Here is an 18,582-nt window from a genome sequence, read left to right on the forward strand (position 1 = left end):
CAATCGGTTCATTGGTCGGCGCAGACGGGTTCGCCGTCCGCGCGCACGAGTCCGGCGCGCGACGCGATCCACCACAAGCCGCGCTCGGTCGCCTGTGCGACGACGCGTGCATGCGTGCAGCCGAATACGCTCAGCGCGTCGACGTAGCGCGCGCACAATCCGTCGTCGCCGATCAGCAGCAGCGGCTGGTTCGCGAGCGCGACACCGCGCTCCGCGAGCATCGCGTCGAGCGCGTTCAGCTCATGGCCGATCAGCAGCCCGGACAGATAGTCGCCCTGCGCATCGGGCGCGAGCCGGTCGGTCAGGCCGAGCGTGCGCGTGCTGAAGATCGTCGCGAGCAGTCCCGCGCGCTGCGCGCCGCGGGCCACCGCGACGCCGCGCGCGAACGCCGCGCGGTCGGGCGACGCGCTCGCGCGCATCGTGCGGCCGAGGATCGTGTGATCACGCAGCGCCGCGAACAGCTCGCCCGTCATGAAGGTCTGGAAGCGCTCGATGAGACCATCCTTCACCCATGCCCACTTCGCATGCGTGCCCGGCAAGCCGATCAGTACCCCTGAACGATCGGCATCAAGCATGGGATCGTTCGCGAGTGCGCCGAATATCTGCGTTTCTTCGCCGCGCATCACGTCGGGCAATTCGCCCGTCGCGATCACGCCCGGCACGATCGACACAGTCGTGCCGCGCGCCGTCGTCACCGTGACGAGCCCCGCGACGAGCGCGTCGGCGCCGGCCGGCACCGCGACGTACGGCGCCTCGCGCCAGCCCTGCGCGCTGCCGACCATCCCGGCCGCCAGCACCGGCACGCCCGGCGCGCGGTCGAGCCAGTCGCCGCACGCTTCCTCGAACACGACGTCGAAGGCACGCGCGCCGCCAGCCGGCACGTGCATCACGCCTGCCGCGCGGCTGCGCGTGTCGAGCAGCGCGCCGTGCGCGTCGAACAGATACGCGCGCAGCGACGTCGTGCCCCAGTCGAGCGCGATCAGCGACGGGGTGGCGGTGTTGGCGTCCGGAGCGGTCCGGGTCGAGTGGGTCATCGTTTGATCCTGCGGGTACCCTGCGGCGGGCTCCAGCCCAGTTCCGCGGAAATGGCTCGCGCTTCGCGCTGCACGAGCGGAATCAGTTCGTCCATCCGGTCGTGCGGCATGTACGGGATCGTGCTCGCGACCGATACGGCGGCGACGATCGCGCCCGACGCGTCGCGGATCGGTGCGGCCACGCAACGGATCGATGCTTCGTTTTCCTCGAGGTCGAACGTGTAGCCGCCGGCCGCGTAATGCGCCATGCGCTGCAGGAACGCGCTCGTCTCGGGCCGGTTGTCCGGCTTGAAATTGACGCCGGCCAGCGCGCGCCGCGCGGCTTCGAACAGCGAGCGCCACCGGTCCGGATCGAGGTCGAGCATCATCGCCTTGCCGATGCCGGTCGACGCGAGCGGCATCCGGTGGCCGACGCGCGAACGCATCTCGAGGCCGCGCGTGCCGGGAATCTTGTCGATGTACAGCACGTCGTCGCCGTCGCGCACACCGAGGTGGATCGTGTCGAGCGTCGCTTCGGCGAGCGCCTCGAGGTGCGGCCGTGCAACCGCCGTGAGCGGCATCTGCTCGAGCGCGATCGTGCCGAGTTCGATCAGCTTCGGGCCGAGCAGGTAGCCGCCCTGCACCTGGCGCAGGTAGCGCGCCTGCACGAGGCTGCTGACGAGACGGTGCGTCGTGCTGCGCGTCGTGCCGAGCGCGGCGCCGATCGCGCGCATGTCGCGCGCGCCGTTCGCGATCGCTTCGAGGATCGCGAGGCCGCGCAGCAGCGTCTGCGTGCCGGCCTGCTGCGCGGCGAGGTCGAGCGGCGTGCTGGTCGCGCCGATGCTGTCGGTCAGCGGCGCATCGTCCGGCGTCGCGCGCCGGGCGTCGAGAGCAAGGGTATCGGGCATCTTGGTCATGGAACGGGCTTCTTCAGCGGAATCGGTCTAGCCGCTGTCGCGAGGCCGGAACGAAGTCCGGCGTCGCGGCAACGCGGCGGTCGATGCACCGAGGAAAGCGCCCGGCGAACGTCATGGAAGGGTGTCTCCGTGTGCGTCGGGCGCCGCGCGATGCGTGGGTCCGAAGCTGTCGATGTGCTTCGGATTGTAGGAGCGCACGCACTCGCCTCCAATATTTGAGTGCGTTGTCCAGATAATGAGAAAAGCGACGGAAGCCGCGGCATTCGGCGCGGAACGGCCGCGCCATGCGCACGGGGGCGGAACCCGACACGTTGCGGGTCCCGCCCCCGTTATCCGCGCGCGGCGCGCTTACTGCTGGTTCGTGCTGCGCGCCTGCATGTAGCGCTGCACGTCGGAGAACGACACGCGGCCGCTACCGTTCGCGTCGATCTGCCGGAAGTGGTTCGCGACGTAGCCGAGGCCGGCCGCGCGCGCCTGCGCTTCGGTGATCGAGCCGGTGTTCTGCGTGTCGGCCGCGCCGAACTGCCGCGCGAGCTTGCGCACCACCTGCGCGTGCAGCGCGGCGCCCGTCGTCTGCGTGCCGGCGGTCGGCTTGCGCGCGGCCGGCGGCACGTATGGATCGCCGAGCTGCGCCTGGCGCGCGCGCGCCGGGGTGGCGGCGTCGCTCGCCTGCGCGAACGCGGACACCGATGCGGATGCTGCAACCCCGGCGCATGCGAGCGCCGCGGCAACGACGATGAAACGTTTCTTCATGTCAGGCTCCAGTCTGGAATGAGGTCGTCGACGGCCGGCGAACGGCGCCGCCGCGGGCGCGCGTCGCCAGGCCCGCACATCGCATCAGTGCGCGGCCGCGTTGTAGAAAGTCACGAGGTCGGCTTTCTCCTGCGGACGCGACGTATCGTCGAGATAGACCATGTGTCCACCCTGATAGTCCTTGATCGTCAGGTTCGGTTGCGTGCCGAGCCGCGCGAGGTCGAGCTCGGTCTGGTAGAACGGCGTCGCGATGTCGTGATACCCGTTCAGCGACAGCACCTTCAGCGACGGATTCAGCGTCAGCGCAGCCGCGAGATCGGGAATCGTGTCGGGCATCGCGAGGCCGTCGTGCGTCCAGTCCCAGGTCTCGATCGCATTGCTGCTGAGCGAATACGCCGACTGCGCGCTGTACTTCAGCACGTTCGGCAGGTAGCTGCCGATCGTGTCGGTGAACGGCTTCGTGATGAACGTGCTCGACGGGTCCCCGTCCGCCGCGAGCGGGCTCGACGACGGCACGTTCACGCGTGCGTCGTAGCGGCCGATCAGCGTGCCCGGGATCAGCGCTACCTGGAAGCTGTTGTCGAAGAAGGTCGGGACCACGTTGAAGTCAGCATTCCAAAGCGACTGCTTCACGCCGGTCGAATTCACCATCGTCGTGACGAGCGCAGGCGGAGGCGGCGTGTGGCTCGCGAGATAGGCGTTCACGGCGGGCGTGTAGCTGCCGGCCGTCAACTGGCGCATCTGGTCCGCGTACTGCGGCAGGCTCGACGGGTTCGGATTGTCGAGCTGGTAGTACGCGCCGACGGTGCCGTAGGACGGCACGAAGCCCGCGCAGCTCACCGGGCTCGCCCCGTTGTTCGAGTTGCCGACATAGTCGCTCGCCATGTCGCAGTTCGCGTTGTAGTTCAGGATCGACGACTGCAGCACGATGCCGTCGAGCTTCACGCCGGCCGTCTCGAGCAGGTTCGCGAGCACGTCGGTGCGCGGCGTGCCGTACGACTCGCCGAACAGGTATTTCGGCGAATCGTTGCGCTGGTTCACGGCGATGTAGCGCATCACGAAGTCGCGGAACGCGCCGCCGTCCTGGTCGACACCCCAGAACGTCTGGTTCGTGTTCGGCGCGATCGCCTCCGAGAAGCCGGTGCCGATCGCATCGACGAACACGAGGTCGGTCGTATCGAGCAGGCTTTCCGCGTTGTCGACGAACGGGAACGTCGAGGCATTCGCGTTCGGGTCGCCCGTCTGGATCCGCTTCGGACCGAACGAGCCGAGATGCAGCCACACCGATGCGGAACCGGGGCCGCCGTTGTACAGGAACGTGACGGGCCGCTTCGCCGCGGGCTGGTTGTCCGCGGTGTACGCGATGTAGAAGAACGAGGCTTCGGGCGCGCCCGTCCGCGGATTGCGCGCGACGAGATGGCCGGCGGTGGCCGTGTAGCGAATCGTCTTGCCGTTCAGCGTGATCTGGTGATGGGTGACGGCGGCCTTTTCGACCGCGGCGGACGCGTCGAGCGATGCGGTCGCGCTCGATGAATAACTGTTGGGATCGTTGTACGGCCTGTCCACCTGAGCGGCGGGATCGGCTGAATTGGCGGTACCTGCTGCCGAGGACGGGGTCACGTCGTCGTTGCAGGCCGCCAGAATCAGCGAAGAGAACACAACTCCCAACCACAGCTTCGCTTTGCTCGCTGGCATCGTTGCTTTCCTTCTCTCGAATGTTTTTTTGTGTCGAGCAGCCGGGTGAGCCGCCCCCCGCCTCGATTGCGGCCGATAAGCCGAGGCGCCGGCCAATATACGCGAGCGGGTCGGCTTTGAAAAATTTGGAAATATTCGATCGATGGCCGGTGCAGTGCACACCTTTCAGGAATGCTTCGATTCGCGAACCGTCGCTTTTCAGTCGCCTTTCGATTGCTTTCGTGTTTACTCCGGAGCACTAAAAATCACGCGGATTTCGTGCCATATCGACAAACAAAATTCCGCGCGTGCGGGCATTGCTCAGCAAAGCGAAATAGACGAATTCGTCTAATGGATGCGGCCCGAAATGCGGGCATCACGAATGCGCTGCAGTGCACCAATGGCGCACCGGCAACGGAACGGACAATGCGACGGCGCGGGTGCGCCGCTCACTGCGATTGCGGAAGTTCGGCCGCGCCCATCCGGCGGGCAATGACGGCCGCGCGCTGCGCCTGGTAGGCCGAGCCGCGGTGCGCGTCGAACCAGCGCGGCTTCGGCAGCATCACCGCGAGGCGCGCCGACTGCCATGCGCCGAGCCGGCTCGCGGGAATCCTGTAGTAATAACGGGCGGCGGCCTCGGCGCCGTACACGCCGCGACCCCATTCGACCGAATTCAGGTAGATCTCGAAGATCCGCTCCTTGTCGAGCACCGTCTCGAGCATCCACGTGATGATCAGCTCCTGCCCCTTGCGGATGTAGCTCTTCTCGCGCGACAGGAACAGGTTGCGCGCGAGCTGCTGGGTGATCGTCGAACCGCCCGCGACGATCCGGCCGCGCGCCTTGTTCTTCTCCCATGCCTGCAGGATCGCGTCGACGTCGTAGCCGTTGTTGGTCGCGAAGGTCGAATCCTCCGACGCGATCAGCGCGCGCTTCAGGTTGCGCGAGATCTGGTCGTACGGGACCCACTGGTGCTGGATCCGCGCGGGCGGCTTGTCGCGCGACAGCCACCATGCGTCGGTCCGCATGAACGCGGTCGAACCGGGATTGATGAACGACCACGCGGCGATCTGCACGAGATAGAACAGCTGCGTCGCGAGCCATGCGCCCGCGAACACCGAACCCGCATAGACGAGCCAGCGCGTCGCGCCGACCGTGCGCGTGCGCTGCGTGCCGCTTACCGCCACCACGTGCCGCGCTCCGCTCAGGCGGCCGCGAGCGCCTGGCGCAGCGCGGCCAGCACCGGTGCGCCGTCCGGCCGCACGCCGCGCCAGATGAAGAACGATTCGGCCGCCTGCTCGACCAGCATCCCGAGCCCGTCGGCCGTGCGCGCGCCGAGCGACGCCGCATGCTGCATGAACACCGTCGGCTGCGCGCCGTACATCATGTCGTATGCGAGCGTGCCCGCGCCGAACGCGGCCGCGTCGCACGCCGGCAGCGCCGCATCGAGGCTGCCTGCCGTCGCGTTGACGATCACGTCGTACGGCTCGGCACGCACGGCGTCCGGGCCGCCGCCCGACAGTACGCAGCCCGCATCGTGCGCGGCCTGCGTGAACTGGCCGACGAGCGCCTCGGCCTTGCTCGCGGTGCGATTCACGATCGTGATCGACAGCGGCGCGCGCTCGAGCATCGGCAGCACGACGCCACGCGCCGCGCCGCCCGCGCCGAGCAGCAGGATGCGCGCGCCCGCGAGCGACACGCCGAGATTCGATTCGATGTCGCGCACGAGGCCGACGCCGTCCGTGTTGTCGCCGTAGATGCCGCCGTCGGCATCGATGCGCAGCGTGTTCACCGCGCCCGCCGCCGCCGCGCGCGGCGACAGCGTGTCGGCGAGCGCGTGCGCGTCGAGCTTGAACGGCACCGTCACGTTCGCACCGCGTCCGCCTTCGGCGATGAACGCGCGCACGGCGGCCTCGAAGCCGTCGACGGGCGCGAGCCGGTGCTCGTAGACGATCGCCTCGCCCGTCTGCGCGGCAAACTGCGCGTGGATGAACGGCGACTTGCTGTGCGCCACCGGGTTGCCGAACACCACATAGCGGTCGGCGCCGCTCGTCGACGCGGCTGCGTTCACGATGCGCGCCCCTCTTCGCTATCTTGGCCGTTGGCGGTCGCGGCCTCGTCGCCCGCGGCCGTCGCGCCGTCCGCTTCGGCCAGTGCTTCAGCCTCGGCTTGCGCCGACGCGTCCTGCGCATCGACCAGCGTGTCGTCGCCGCCTTCGTTCTCGTCTTCGTCGTCGGACGCGTCGCCGCTCGTCACGGTCGGCGCGTCGAGCACGTTAAGCAGCCGCACCGACGCCTCGATCGTCAGCTCGTCGAGCGACATCACGTCGAGCAGCACGCGCGTGCCGCGCGCATGCACGCCGAGCCCCGGCACGTGCAGCAGCAGCGGAATTTCCTCGAGGCGCACCAGATCACCCTTCACCACGCTCGCGACGACCTGCTTCTTCTGCTCCTGCGCGAGCCAGCGCAGGCACCAGAAGTACTCCATCCGGCGCTGGTAGTCGGCGTACGCGGTATAGGTGTCGTCGAAGCCCTGCACGACCGCGTACAGGTCGGCGTCCTTCGGCTTGAACGGCGCGGCGAGCTTCGCGGTGACGCCGTGCTGCACGCATGCCAGCAGTTGCCACTGGTTCACGAGGTCGACGTAACGGCGCAGCGGCGACGTGCTCCACGCGTATTGCGCGACACCGAGGCCTTCGTGCGGCGCGGCCGTCGTCTGCATCCGCGTGCGCTTCGGGCCCGGCGCGCCGAAGCCGCGCTGCGAGCGATAGATGCCGGGCACCGTGTGATCGTGCAGGAACGCGCCCCACGTCGAGTTCGCGAGGATCGCGAGCTCCGACACGATCAGGTCGAGCGGTGAGCCGCGGCGGCGCGGCGTGATCGTCACGTGCTCGCCTTCGACGTAGAAGTTGTAGTCGGTGTTGCGCTGCACTTCGCGCTTCAGGCCGTAGCCCGCGCGCGCGACCTGGCGCTTCTCGAACAGCGCCTGCGCGAGCGGCCACAGCACGGCGATGTCGTCCTTGTGCGGATAGTCGCCGGTGCCGGCGGCGAGCGTCTCTTCGTTGACGAGCTCGTCGAGCGTGTTGTGGCGCAGGTTGTTCTTCACGAACACGAGTTCGGCGCGCGTCTCGTTCGCGACGATCTCCTGCGTCTCGCGGTTGACGATGATGTACAGCGACAGCGCCGGGCGGTAGTCGCCTTCCTTCAGCGTGAACACGTCGACAACGTCGTCCGGCAGCATCGTGATCTTGTCGCCCGGCATGTAGACGGTCGACAGGCGCGCGCGCGCGATCGCGTCGACTGCGTCGCCGCGCACGATGCCGAGCGCCGGCGCCGCGATGTGCACGCCGATCCGCACGCGACCGTCGGACAGGTGCTCGACCGAGAACGCGTCGTCGATTTCGGTCGTCGTGATGTCGTCGATCGAGAACGCCTCGACGTCCGCGCGCGGCAGGTCGTCCGGCAGCGGGCCGACCGTGACGGCCGGGAAGCCCGTGCCGTGCGGGAAGAATTCCGCGAGGAAGCGCGCCTCGTGCAGCGCACGCGGCGACGCGATGCCGCCGCAGTCGAGCATCAGCCGCGCCGGCGACACGCCGCGCGCGCCGGCCGCCGCTTCCATCGCCTTGTATTCGATCGCGTTCTTGTCCGGCCGCGTCAGCAGCCCGAGCACCTTGCCCGCGAACGCTTCCGGCAGCTTGCCGGCCTTCAGCTCCTCTTCGTACTGCGCCTGGACGAGCGCCTGCTGGCGCTTGCGCTCGAGCGACGCGAGCGCCATCTTGAGCTGCTCTTCCGGCGCGCGCTGATACTGGCCGCGCCCCTTGCGGCGGAAGTAGACGGGCGAGCCGTGCAGCCGCAGCACCAGCGCCGCGCGCTCGACCGGGCCGTAGGTCGCGCCGAAGTATTCCGCGGCCAGCGCCGTATACGCGAATTCGTCGGCCGGCGCGCATTCCCACAGGAAATCCAGGTCGATCTGCTGCGCGGCCGTGTCGGCTTCCTGCATCAGCTCGCTCGCGGCCGGCTTCTCGAATTCGATCAGCACGTCTTTCGCGCGCACCTTCGCCCGCCGCCCGCCGGGCAACTCGACTTGAAACGCGTCGCCCTGGCGCGACAGCACGCTGCCCGCCTTGAAACTGCCCGATTCCTCGAAGAAAACGTTCACTCAGTACTCTCGTTCAGACTGCCGGGCGCCGCATCGGCGGCGCCGCATGATGATGGGAATTCGATCGGCATGACGCCGGGTTCATGACGTTCGGTCGTCGCAAAAGGCGAGAACGTCGTCGACATAGTCGGCAAATTCGCTGATTCCGTGGTCGCTGCCTTCGATCACGCGCGTTTTCGCGCCCGGGTAGTGGGCGAGCATCTCGCGGTAGTCCAGCACTTCGTCGCCCGTCGCCGCGAACAGATAGTAGCGTTCGGGCCGCGAAATCGCCGGCACGCGCAGCGCGTCGAGCTCCTGCAGGTGATGGCGTTCGACGACGATCGATCCGCCGCCGTGCCACAGCGGCTGTTCGCCCAGATGCTGCTCGAGGTCGCGCTGCGGCACGATCGCCGGATTCAGCAGCACCGCCTTCCAGCCGTGCTTTTCGGCGAGCCAGGTCGCGTAGTAGCCGCCGAGCGAGCTGCCGATCACCGTCACGTCGCGCACCCCGGCCACCTCGGCTTCCGCGACGGCGATCGCCTCGAGCGGCGACACCGACAGCGACGGGCAGCGCCATTCGGGCGTGCGGCCGAGCTCGGCCATGCGCGCGGCGAGGAGCCGCGACTTCTGCGACTCCGGCGACGACCGGAACCCGTGCAGGTACAGGATCACGCGCGGCTCCCGAGCGCGTCGAGCAGCTTCTGGTGCACGCCGCCGAAGCCGCCGTTGCTCATCACGAGCACGTGGTCGCCCGGACGCGCGGCCTCGACGACCGACTTCACCAAGAGATGGAGATCGTCGAACGCGCGGGCCTTGTCGCCGAGCGGCGCGAGCGCGTCGCCGAGGTTCCAGCCGAGCGCGTCGCGCCCGGTCGGCGCGCCGTAGCCGAACACCAGGTCGGCGTCGGCGAGACTGGCCGGCAGTTGCGCCTTCATCACGCCGAGCTTCATCGTGTTCGAACGCGGCTCGAGCACGGCGAGAATACGGGAGTTTTGGCGGCCGATGCGTGCACGAAGGCCGGCGATCGTGGTTTCGATCGCGGTCGGATGGTGCGCGAAGTCGTCGTAGACGGTTACCCCATCCACGCTGCCGCGCACTTCCATGCGCCGCTTCACGTTGCGAAACGATGTGAGCGATTCGGCGGCCTGCGCGGGCGGCACGCCGACGTGGCGGGCGGCGGCGATCGCCGCGAGCGCGTTCATCCGGTTGTGGTCGCCCTGCACCTGCCACGCGACCTCACCGACACGCTCGGCCTGCGAATACACCGCGAAGCGCTCGTCGACCGGCACGCCGTCCTCGGCCGGCAGTGCCTGCCAGCCGCCATCGACGCCGAAGCGCTCGACCTCGCTCCAGCAGCCGCGCGCGAGCACGCGCTCGAGCGCGTCCGAGCGGCCGTTGGTCACGATCCGGCCGACGCCCGGCACGGTGCGCACGAGATGATGGAATTGCGTTTCGATCGCGGCGAGATCCGGGAAGATGTCGGCGTGATCGAATTCCAGATTGTTGAGCACCGCGGTGCGCGGCCGGTAATGAACGAACTTCGAGCGCTTGTCGAAGAACGCCGTGTCGTACTCGTCGGCCTCGATCACGAAGAAACTCGAATCGGTCAGCCGCGCCGACACGCCGAAGTTCAGCGGCACGCCGCCGATCAGGAAGCCCGGGTTCAGGCCGGCATCTTCCAGCAGCCACGCGAGCATCGACGACGTGGTCGTCTTGCCGTGCGTGCCCGCGACCGCCAGCACCCACTTGCCTGCCAGCACGTGTTCGCCGAGCCATTGCGGGCCGGATACATAAGGCAGGCCGCGATCGAGTATCGCCTCCATCAGCGGGTTGCCGCGCGTGACGACGTTGCCGATCACGAACAGGTCTGGCTTCAGGTCGATCTGCTCGGCGCCGTAGCCCTCGATCAGCGTGATGCCCTGCGCCTCGAGCTGCGTGCTCATCGGCGGATAGACGCCCGCGTCGCAACCCGTCACCGTGTGGCCGGCCTCGCGCGCGAGCACGGCGAGACCGCCCATGAAGGTGCCGCAGATGCCAAGAATGTGGATGTGCATAGATGAATGCTTTCGCGCCGCCGGGCGCCGTCGATTCGGAAAGATGGTCTGCGGCACGCCGGACAGGCCGCCCGGCCAACGACTTTCGCCGCGACACAAAGACCGTCATTGTAACTGACGGCCCGCCGTGCCCGGCGGCCCGAACGACGGATCCGGATGCCGCGCGGCACGGCGGACGACGCGCGGGCGCACCGCGTTCGGCCGCCGCACGATCGAGTATGATTGCCGGATCATGTCTCGCAAACCTCTTGTCGACCCGCGGCGCGCCCGCGAGGAAATCGCCCAGTCCGCCGCCCGCCTGATCGCGGAGGACGGCCTCGATTACGCCAGCGCGAAGCGCAAGGCCGCGCGCCAGCTGTTCGGCGATACGCGCGTTGCCGGCGAATGGCTGCCGGATAACGACCTGATCGAGGAAGAACTGCGCGAGTACCTCGCCCTGTTCCAGAGCGACACGCAGCCGGACGAACTGCGCCGCCTGCGCGAGATCGCGCTCGACTGGATGCGCCGGCTCGCCGAGTTCAATCCGTATGTGACGGGCGCGGTGCTGAACGGCACCGCGAACGCGCATTCGGATATCCATTTGCAGATATTCACCGACAACCCGAAGGACGTCGCGATCTACCTGCTGAACCAGAACGTTCAGTACGACGTGTCCGAGACGCGGCATTTCGCCGGTCGCGCCGACGTCGAGACGCTCAGCTTCCTGTGGCGCCCGCGGCGCGACGTGGACGCGATCGGCATTCACGTCGCGCTCTACGCGAGCGACGACCTGCGCGGCGCGGTCAAGGCCGACGCGCGCGGCCGGGTCGCCCGCGCGGACGCCGCCGCATTGCGTGCGCTCGTCGAAGCCAGCAACGCCCCTTCCGAACCGGAATGATTCAACGATGATGATGAAACGCATGTTGCCGCTCGCGGTGGTCGCGGCCGCCGCCGTCGCCGGCGGGCTCGCCGCCGGCCACTGGTTCCGCGGCGGCAGCGCCGATGACGGCGTCGCCGTCGCCGCGCCCGCTGCGCAGGGCAGCCCGGTCGACCAGCTGTGGGCCGCGTCGCTGACCGGCGTCGACGGCAAGCCGGCGTCGCTCGCTTCCTTCAAGGGCAAGAAGGTCGTGGTCAATTTCTGGGCGTCGTGGTGCGGCCCGTGCGTCGAGGAGATGCCGGAGCTCGTCGCGCTGTCGCACCAATACAAGCAGAAGGGCATCCGCTTCATCGGGATCGGCGTCGATTCCGACCAGAACGTGAAGAACTTTCTGCAGAAGGTGAAGGTCGACTATCCGGTTTTCGTCAGCGGTTATGCGGGCGCCGATCTGGCCCGTAATTTCGGAAATACCGCCGGCGCGCTGCCGTTTACGGTCGTCATCGACGAAACCGGCAAGATTCGCGAGACAAAATTAGGACAAATCCAACCGGCCGAGCTGAAAAAGACCCTCGACGCGTTGTGATCGCCCTGAACGGCGGCCCGCACGTTGGCGGCGATTTGTACGTCGATCGCCGCAATTTCACGTGAATTCGCTGATACTTTGCAGCCGCACCGGTAATTCTTGCAGGTCCGGCGCGCTCGGCCGTTCGGCAAAACTAGACAAATTTCTCTAAATAGCGCTAAAGTTCGCGCAATTCCGCAGAAATAGAAGCGACCATGACACGATTGCTGGTGCTGCACGGCCCCAACCTGAACCTTCTCGGCACCCGGGAACCGGAGGTGTACGGCCGCGTCACGCTTGCGCAGATCGATCAGGCGCTTGCCGCGCGAGCCCAGGAAGCCGGCGCCGAACTGTCGTCGTTCCAGAGCAACCATGAAGGCGCGCTCGTCGACCGCATTCAGGCCGCGCGGGAGGAACAGACCGATTTCATCCTGATCAATCCCGCCGCGTATACGCACACGAGCGTCGCGATCCGGGACGCGATCGCCGGCGTCGGCATCCCGTTCGTCGAGGTTCATCTGTCGAACGTGCACCGCCGCGAAGCGTTCAGGCATCACTCCTACTTTTCCGACCAGGCCGAAGGCGTGATCTGCGGGCTCGGCTGGAAAGGTTATCTGTACGCGCTCGAGTACGCGCTGGACAAGCTGCAAGGCGCGTCGCGCGGCTGATTTCGCGATCTAGATTCAGCGCCGGTCCCACCGGCGCTTTCACGTATTGAAAGGGGAATTCCCGATGGATCTTCGTAAGCTGAAAACTCTGATCGACCTCGTTTCCGAATCCGGCATCTCCGAGCTGGAAGTCACGGAAGGCGAAGGCAAGGTGCGTATCGTCAAGAACGCGCCGCCGGTCTACGTGCAGCCGACGGCTGGGTATGCCCCGCAAGTCAGCGCGCCCGCTCCGTCGGTCGCGCTGCCGACCGAAGGTGCTGCCGCGCCGGCAGCAGGCGCCGCCGCCACACCGGCCGCCCCGCAAGGCCACGTCGTGACGTCGCCGATGGTCGGCACGTTCTATCGCGCGCCGTCGCCGGGCGCGGACCCGTTCGTCCAGGTGGGCGACACGGTCAAGGAAGGCCAGACGATCTGCATCATCGAAGCGATGAAGCTGCTCAACGAGATCGAGTCGGACAAGGCCGGCGTGATCAAGGAAATCCTCGTCGAGAACGGCCAGGCCGTCGAATACGGCCAGCCGCTTTTCGTGATCGGCTAAGTCCGCCGCGCGGCCCGTCCGGCCGCGCGCCGCCGATGCTCGCCAGGCGCCGTTCGCGCGCCCCTCGAAGAGACGAATACTCGCTATGTTTGAAAAAATCCTCATTGCCAACCGCGGTGAAATCGCGCTGCGCATCCAGCGCGCGTGCCGCGAGCTCGGCGTCAAGACGGTGGTCGTCTACTCGGAAGCCGACAAGGAAGCCAAGTACGTGCGCCTCGCGGACGAAGCCGTCTGTATCGGCCCGGCCCCGTCGAACCTGAGCTACCTGAACATGCCGGCGCTGATCAGCGCCGCGGAAGTCACCGATGCCGAGGCGATCCACCCCGGCTACGGCTTCCTGTCCGAGAACGCCGACTTCGCCGAACGCGTCGAGCAGTCGGGCTTCACGTTCATCGGCCCGCGCCCGGAAACGATCCGGATGATGGGCGACAAGGTCACCGCGAAGCAGACCATGATCAAGACCGGCGTGCCGTGCGTGCCGGGCTCGGAAGGCGCGTTGCCGGACGATCCGAAGGAGATCGTGAAGATTGCGCGCGCGATCGGCTATCCGGTCATCATCAAGGCAGCGGGCGGCGGCGGCGGGCGCGGGATGCGCGTCGTGCACACCGAGGCCGCGCTCGTGAACGCGGTCAACATGACCCGCGAGGAAGCCGGCCGTGCGTTCGGCAACCCGCAGGTGTACATGGAGAAGTTCCTCGAGAACCCGCGCCACATCGAAATCCAGGTGCTGTCGGACGCGCACAAGAACGCGATCTGGCTCGGCGAGCGCGACTGCTCGATGCAGCGCCGTCACCAGAAGGTGATCGAGGAAGCGCCGGCGCCCGGCATTCCGCGCCGCCTGATCGAGCGCATCGGCGACCGCTGCGCGGACGCGTGCAAGAAGATGGGCTACCTCGGCGCAGGCACGTTCGAATTCCTGTACGAGAACAACGAGTTCTACTTCATCGAGATGAACACGCGCGTGCAGGTCGAGCACCCGGTGTCGGAGATGATCACGGGCGTCGACATCGTGCAGGAACAGATCCGCATCGCTGCCGGCGAGAAGCTCGCGCTGCGCCAGCGCGACATCGAGTTCCGCGGACATGCGATCGAATGCCGGATCAACGCGGAAGATCCGTTCAAGTTCACGCCGTCGCCGGGCCGGATCACGTCGTGGCATACGCCGGGCGGCCCTGGCGTGCGCGTCGACTCGCATGCGTACAATGGCTATTTCGTGCCGCCGAACTATGATTCGATGATCGGCAAGCTGATCACCTACGGCGCGACGCGCGACCAGGCGATCCGCCGGATGCGCATCGCGCTGTCGGAAATGGTCGTCGAAGGCATCCAGACCAACATCCCGCTGCACCGCGAGCTGATGATCGACTCGAAGTTCGTCGAAGGCGGCACCAGCATCCACTATCTCGAACACCGGCTCGCCCAGAAGCAGCAGGTCGCACCGGAAGAAGCGTAAGCATGAGCTATCGCGAACTCGTCGTCGAACTGGCCCGTGAGCATGCGGAGGCGCTGTCCGACGCGCTGCTCGACCTCGGCGCGCTGTCGGTGTCCGTCGAGGACGCCGACGCCGACACGCCCGACGAACAGCCGCTCTTCGGCGAGCCCGGCCTCGTTCCCGAACGCACCGCGTGGCAGCACTCGCGCGTGATCGCGCTGCTGTCGCCCGATCACGACCCGGCCGTGCTGCTCGCGGCGGCCGCGAACGAGATCGGCGTCGCCGAGACGCCGAAGTTCGACGTGCGCGAAGTCGAGGAACAGGACTGGGTGCGGCTCACGCAGTCGCAGTTCGAGCCGATTCCGATCGGCGAGCGGATCTGGGTCGTGCCGTCGTGGCACGACGCGCCCGACCCCGACGCGCTGATCCTCGAACTCGACCCCGGTCTCGCGTTCGGCACCGGCAGCCACCCGACCACCCGCCTGTGCATGGAATGGCTCGAACAGTCGGTGAAGCCCGGCCAGTCGGTGCTCGACTACGGCTGCGGCTCGGGCATTCTCGCGATCCTCGCGCGGAAATGCGGGGCGAACCCCGTGGTCGGCATCGACATCGATCCGCAGGCGGTCGAATCGGCGCGCCAGAACAGCGAACGCAACCATGCGGAAGTCACGTACGGGCTGCCCGATGCGTGCCCGGCCGGCGAATTCGACATCGTCGTCGCCAACATCCTGTCGACCCCGCTGAAACTGATGGCATCGATGCTCGCATCGAAGGTGAAACCGGGCGGGCGCATCGCGCTGTCGGGCGTGCTCGCGCGCCAGGCGGACGAAGTCGCGGCCGTCTATGCGCGCTACGTCGACATCTCGGTCTGGCGCGAACACGAAGGTTGGGTATGCCTCGCCGGAACGCGGCGGGAAAGCCATTAGAATAGCGCTGTCCTTCACTCTGGCCAGCAGGCCGCCCGGCTCGACATGCTTCTTGCGACGCGCTGCCCTCATTGCGAAACCGTCTTCCGGCTGCAGCAGGAGCAGCTCGCGCTGCATGACGGGCTCGTGCGTTGCGGACACTGTCAGCAGGTCTTCAACGCATCGCAGTCGCTCGTACCCGATCCGGCACCGCCGGAATCCGCGCTGACCGAAGCGGCGCCGGTCGAGCCGGCCGCCGCCAACCCGCAACACGACGCCGCGCTCGCGCGGCTCTTCACCACCGACGCACCGGTCGAACCGGCAGCGGGTTCCGATTACCAGCCGGAAGGCTGGGACATGTGGGCGCCGTGGCTCGATGGCGGCGTCGACCCGTCCCTGCAGCACAGTGTCGAGACCGTGCGCGCCGAGCCGCTGATCCCGCTTGCGCTGCCGTCGACGGAATCCGGTGTGGTTCACCTGTCCGGCACGCCGGCGCCGATCGCATCGCAGCCGGCCGAGTTGCACGCCGTCGCCGCGCGATCGGCCGGACCGGATGCAGTGCCGCCCGAAACCGACGAACCGCTCACGCCGCTCACCGAACCCGACCTGCGTGAACCGCGCTTCGTCGCGCCCGCGCCGTCGATCGAACCCGCCGCAGCAGCGCCCGTCGAACCGGTCGGCAACGCGCGCTTCGCCGTGCCCGACGACGAGCACGCGCCACGCGAACCGCGCTTCGCGTTCAGGCCGGTACAAGCCGAGCCCGGACTCGAACCGAAACCCGAACCCGACACCCACGCCGAACGTGCCGCCGCACCGGCCGCAGCCGCCAGCGAACCCGGTGCCGAACCGGACGTACAACCGGCCGCCGAGCCGGTCGCCCAGCCGGCCGCCCCCTTCCCCGCCGCACTGTCCGACGACGACCGCCCGCCCTTCGCCGTGACGCGCGAGCCGCGCGCGCAGCAGCGACGTGGAACGCTCGGCGGCTTTTTCGGCGGCCTCGTCGCGGCCGTGCTCGCGGTGCTGCTCGTCGCGCAGCTCGCGTGGTGGCAGCGCGAAACCGTGATGATCTACTGGCCCGTCACGCAGGGCTGGTTCCGGCAGGCGTGCGCGCCGCTCGGCTGCAAGGTGACGCCGCCGCGCGCGATCGACGGCCTGCGGCTCGACGCGGCCGACCTGCGCCAGATCGACGGCCCGCGCGTGCTGGAGTTGAAGGTGCCGCTGACGAACCGCTACCGCGTCGCGCTCGCCTACCCGTCGCTCGAGCTGACGCTGCTCGACGACACGAATCACGTGACCGTGCGCCGCGTGCTCGCGCCGCGCGACTACGTGCGCCCGGGCATGCCGATCGACGCCGGGCTGCCGCCCGGCACGACGCAGACGATGGTCGTCCGTCTCGACACGAACGGCGCGCCCGCCTCGAATTTCCGCGTCCAGATCTTCTATCCGTGACGCCCCGCGGCGCGCGCATGCGCGCCGTCTCAACCCGTGCGCCGCTGCGGCGCGCTATTTCGGAGCACGAACATGAGCAAAGTTACGCTGGGTGGCAACCCGATCGATCTCGCCGGCACGTTCCCGGCCGTCGGCTCGCAAGCCCCCGACTTCAAGCTGGTCGGCAAGGACCTCGCCGACCTGTCGCTCGCCAGCTTCGCCGGCAAGCGCAAGGTGCTGAACATCGTCCCGAGCCTCGATACGCCCACCTGCGCGACGTCGACCCGCAAGTTCAACGAAGCCGCGTCGTCGCTCGACAACACGGTCGTGGTGGTCGTGTCCGGCGACCTGCCGTTCGCCGCCACGCGCTTCTGCACGACCGAAGGCCTCGCGAACGTCGTGACGGCTTCGACGTTCCGCGGCGGCCGCGCGTTCGCGAACGCATACGGCGTCGACGTGACGAGCGGCCCGCTGAACGGCCTGACGGCCCGCGCGGTCGTCGTGCTCGACGCGCAGGACAAGGTGCTCCACGCGGAACTCGTCGGCGAGATCAAGGACGAGCCGAACTACGACGCAGCGCTCGCCGCACTGAAGTAACCCGCAGCCGCCCGGCCCTGCCGCGCGAGGCCCGACGGCCTGCGCGCGCCGGCCGGGCAGCCGCCTCCCTTTGCTCTCTACAGGAACGCACGCCTTGACTACGCTGATTTGCGGCTCGCTCGCCTACGACAACATCATGACCTTCGAAGGCCGGTTTCGCGAGCACATCCTGCCCGACCAGGTTCACCTTCTGAACGTGAGCTTCCTCGTGCCGACGATGCGTCGCGAATTCGGCGGTTGCGCGGGGAACATCGCCTACGCGCTGCACATGCTCGGCGGCGACGCGCGCATCATGGCGACGGTCGGCGCGAACGACGCCGATCGCTATCTCGAGCGTCTCGACAGCCTCGGCCTGTCGAAGGCCAGCATACGCGTGGTGCCCGAAACGCACACCGCGCAGGCGATGATCACGACCGACCTCGAGAACAACCAGATCACCGCATTCCACCCCGGCGCGATGATGCAGTCGCACCTGAACCGCGCGGACGAAGTGTCGGGCGTGAAGCTCGGCATCGTCGCGCCGGACGGCTTCGACGGGATGGTCCAGCACGCCGAGCAATTCGCGAAGGCCGGCATCCCGTTCATCTTCGATCCGGGCCAGGGCCTGCCGCTGTTCGACGGTGCGACGCTGCGCCGCATCATTGAACTCGCCACCTTCGTTGCGGTCAACGACTACGAGGGCAAGCTCGTCAGCGACAAGACGGGCTGGTCCGAACAGGAAATCGCCAGCCGGGTTCAGGCGTTGATCATCACGCGCGGCGAGCGCGGCGCCACCATTCTTCACAAAAACGGCGAAGAACAGATTCCGGTCGTGCAAGCCGAGCGTGTCGTCGATCCGACCGGCTGCGGCGACGCCTTCCGGGGCGGCCTGCTGTACGGCATCGAGAATGGCCTCGACTGGGCAACCACGGGCCGCCTCGCGAGCCTGATGGGCTCGATCAAGATCGCCCACCAGGGGCCTCAAACTTACGCACTGACGCGCGCCGAAATCGACGCGCGCTTCGAGGCTGCCTTCGGGTACAGTCTCAAATGAATATTGTGGGAGAGCAAA

General features: G+C 67.8%; 18 protein-coding genes. 9 read left to right on the top strand and 9 right to left on the bottom strand.

Going from position 1 to position 18,582, the window contains the following annotated elements; translation table 11 throughout:
- Positions 1-8 precede the first annotated feature (8 nt).
- From DID98_RS22725 to mpl, 9 genes are all read right to left on the bottom strand, one after another.
- Positions 9-1,034, bottom strand: coding sequence for a 2-dehydro-3-deoxygalactonokinase (locus tag DID98_RS22725; RefSeq protein WP_124571468.1), 1,026 nt, complete (start codon positions 1,032-1,034; stop codon positions 9-11).
- The gene (locus tag DID98_RS22730; protein ID WP_044844190.1) at positions 1,031-1,930 is read right to left on the bottom strand and encodes an IclR family transcriptional regulator; all 900 of its coding nucleotides are present in this window, start codon (positions 1,928-1,930) and stop codon (positions 1,031-1,033) included. Before DID98_RS22730 ends, DID98_RS22725 begins: the two co-directional genes overlap by 4 nt.
- Positions 1,931-2,278: 348 nt before the next feature.
- A complete protein-coding gene (locus DID98_RS22740) occupies positions 2,279-2,683 on the bottom strand; it encodes a hypothetical protein (protein ID WP_044844191.1) in 405 nt (134 codons plus the stop codon).
- An 84-nt stretch (positions 2,684-2,767) separates the two neighbouring features.
- Entirely contained in the window at positions 2,768-4,378 is a 1,611-nt protein-coding gene (locus DID98_RS22745; protein WP_124488243.1) for a S10 family peptidase, read from the bottom strand.
- A gap of 428 nt (positions 4,379-4,806) precedes the next feature.
- Complete coding sequence (gene mtgA / locus DID98_RS22750; protein ID WP_124520003.1) at positions 4,807-5,544, bottom strand: monofunctional biosynthetic peptidoglycan transglycosylase; 738 nt, start codon at positions 5,542-5,544, stop codon at positions 4,807-4,809.
- A gap of 14 nt (positions 5,545-5,558) precedes the next feature.
- A complete protein-coding gene (gene aroE / locus DID98_RS22755) occupies positions 5,559-6,425 on the bottom strand; it encodes a shikimate dehydrogenase (protein ID WP_124488241.1) in 867 nt (288 codons plus the stop codon).
- Positions 6,422-8,512 carry an RNB domain-containing ribonuclease gene (locus tag DID98_RS22760; RefSeq protein WP_124520005.1) on the bottom strand — a complete coding sequence of 697 codons (2,091 nt, stop codon included), beginning with the start codon at positions 8,510-8,512 and terminating at the stop codon, positions 6,422-6,424. The genes aroE and DID98_RS22760 overlap by 4 nt, the downstream gene beginning before the upstream one ends.
- Positions 8,513-8,593: 81 nt before the next feature.
- Positions 8,594-9,163: a YqiA/YcfP family alpha/beta fold hydrolase gene (locus DID98_RS22765; RefSeq protein ID WP_124571469.1), complete on the bottom strand. Its 570-nt coding sequence runs from the start codon at positions 9,161-9,163 to the stop codon at positions 8,594-8,596.
- On the bottom strand, positions 9,160-10,545 hold the full coding sequence (gene mpl, locus DID98_RS22770; RefSeq protein ID WP_124571470.1) for a UDP-N-acetylmuramate:L-alanyl-gamma-D-glutamyl-meso-diaminopimelate ligase: 1,386 nt from the start codon (positions 10,543-10,545) through the stop codon (positions 9,160-9,162). The genes DID98_RS22765 and mpl overlap by 4 nt, the downstream gene beginning before the upstream one ends.
- Before the next feature lie 232 nt (positions 10,546-10,777).
- On the opposite strand from mpl, the gene DID98_RS22775 reads away from it, so the two are divergent.
- The 9 genes from DID98_RS22775 to DID98_RS22815 all read left to right on the top strand — a co-directional run bounded on the left by DID98_RS22775 (position 10,778) and on the right by DID98_RS22815 (position 18,564).
- A complete protein-coding gene (locus DID98_RS22775) occupies positions 10,778-11,422 on the top strand; it encodes a UDP-N-acetylmuramate--alanine ligase (protein ID WP_124488239.1) in 645 nt (214 codons plus the stop codon).
- Between the two features lie 7 nt (positions 11,423-11,429).
- Positions 11,430-11,984, top strand: coding sequence for a TlpA disulfide reductase family protein (locus DID98_RS22780; protein WP_124571471.1), 555 nt, complete (start codon positions 11,430-11,432; stop codon positions 11,982-11,984).
- 194 nt (positions 11,985-12,178) lie between these two features.
- Entirely contained in the window at positions 12,179-12,631 is a 453-nt protein-coding gene (gene aroQ / locus DID98_RS22785; protein WP_040143361.1) for a type II 3-dehydroquinate dehydratase, read from the top strand.
- Positions 12,632-12,695: 64 nt separating this feature from the next.
- On the top strand, positions 12,696-13,169 hold the full coding sequence (gene accB, locus DID98_RS22790) for an acetyl-CoA carboxylase biotin carboxyl carrier protein (protein ID WP_124488237.1): 474 nt from the start codon (positions 12,696-12,698) through the stop codon (positions 13,167-13,169).
- Positions 13,170-13,254: 85 nt separating this feature from the next.
- Complete coding sequence (gene accC / locus DID98_RS22795; RefSeq protein WP_044844200.1) at positions 13,255-14,622, top strand: acetyl-CoA carboxylase biotin carboxylase subunit; 1,368 nt, start codon at positions 13,255-13,257, stop codon at positions 14,620-14,622.
- Positions 14,623-14,624: 2 nt separating this feature from the next.
- Positions 14,625-15,527: a 50S ribosomal protein L11 methyltransferase gene (gene prmA, locus DID98_RS22800; protein WP_124571472.1), complete on the top strand. Its 903-nt coding sequence runs from the start codon at positions 14,625-14,627 to the stop codon at positions 15,525-15,527.
- 45 nt (positions 15,528-15,572) lie between these two features.
- Positions 15,573-16,955, top strand: coding sequence for a DUF3426 domain-containing protein (locus DID98_RS22805; RefSeq protein ID WP_124571473.1), 1,383 nt, complete (start codon positions 15,573-15,575; stop codon positions 16,953-16,955).
- A gap of 72 nt (positions 16,956-17,027) precedes the next feature.
- Complete coding sequence (gene tpx, locus DID98_RS22810) at positions 17,028-17,531, top strand: thiol peroxidase (protein ID WP_044844203.1); 504 nt, start codon at positions 17,028-17,030, stop codon at positions 17,529-17,531.
- 94 nt (positions 17,532-17,625) lie between these two features.
- The gene (locus DID98_RS22815) at positions 17,626-18,564 is read left to right on the top strand and encodes a carbohydrate kinase family protein (RefSeq protein WP_044844204.1); all 939 of its coding nucleotides are present in this window, start codon (positions 17,626-17,628) and stop codon (positions 18,562-18,564) included.
- Positions 18,565-18,582 lie beyond the last annotated feature (18 nt).

Source organism: Burkholderia sp. Bp8984 (assembly GCF_003853755.1).
GTDB lineage: Bacteria > Pseudomonadota > Gammaproteobacteria > Burkholderiales > Burkholderiaceae > Burkholderia.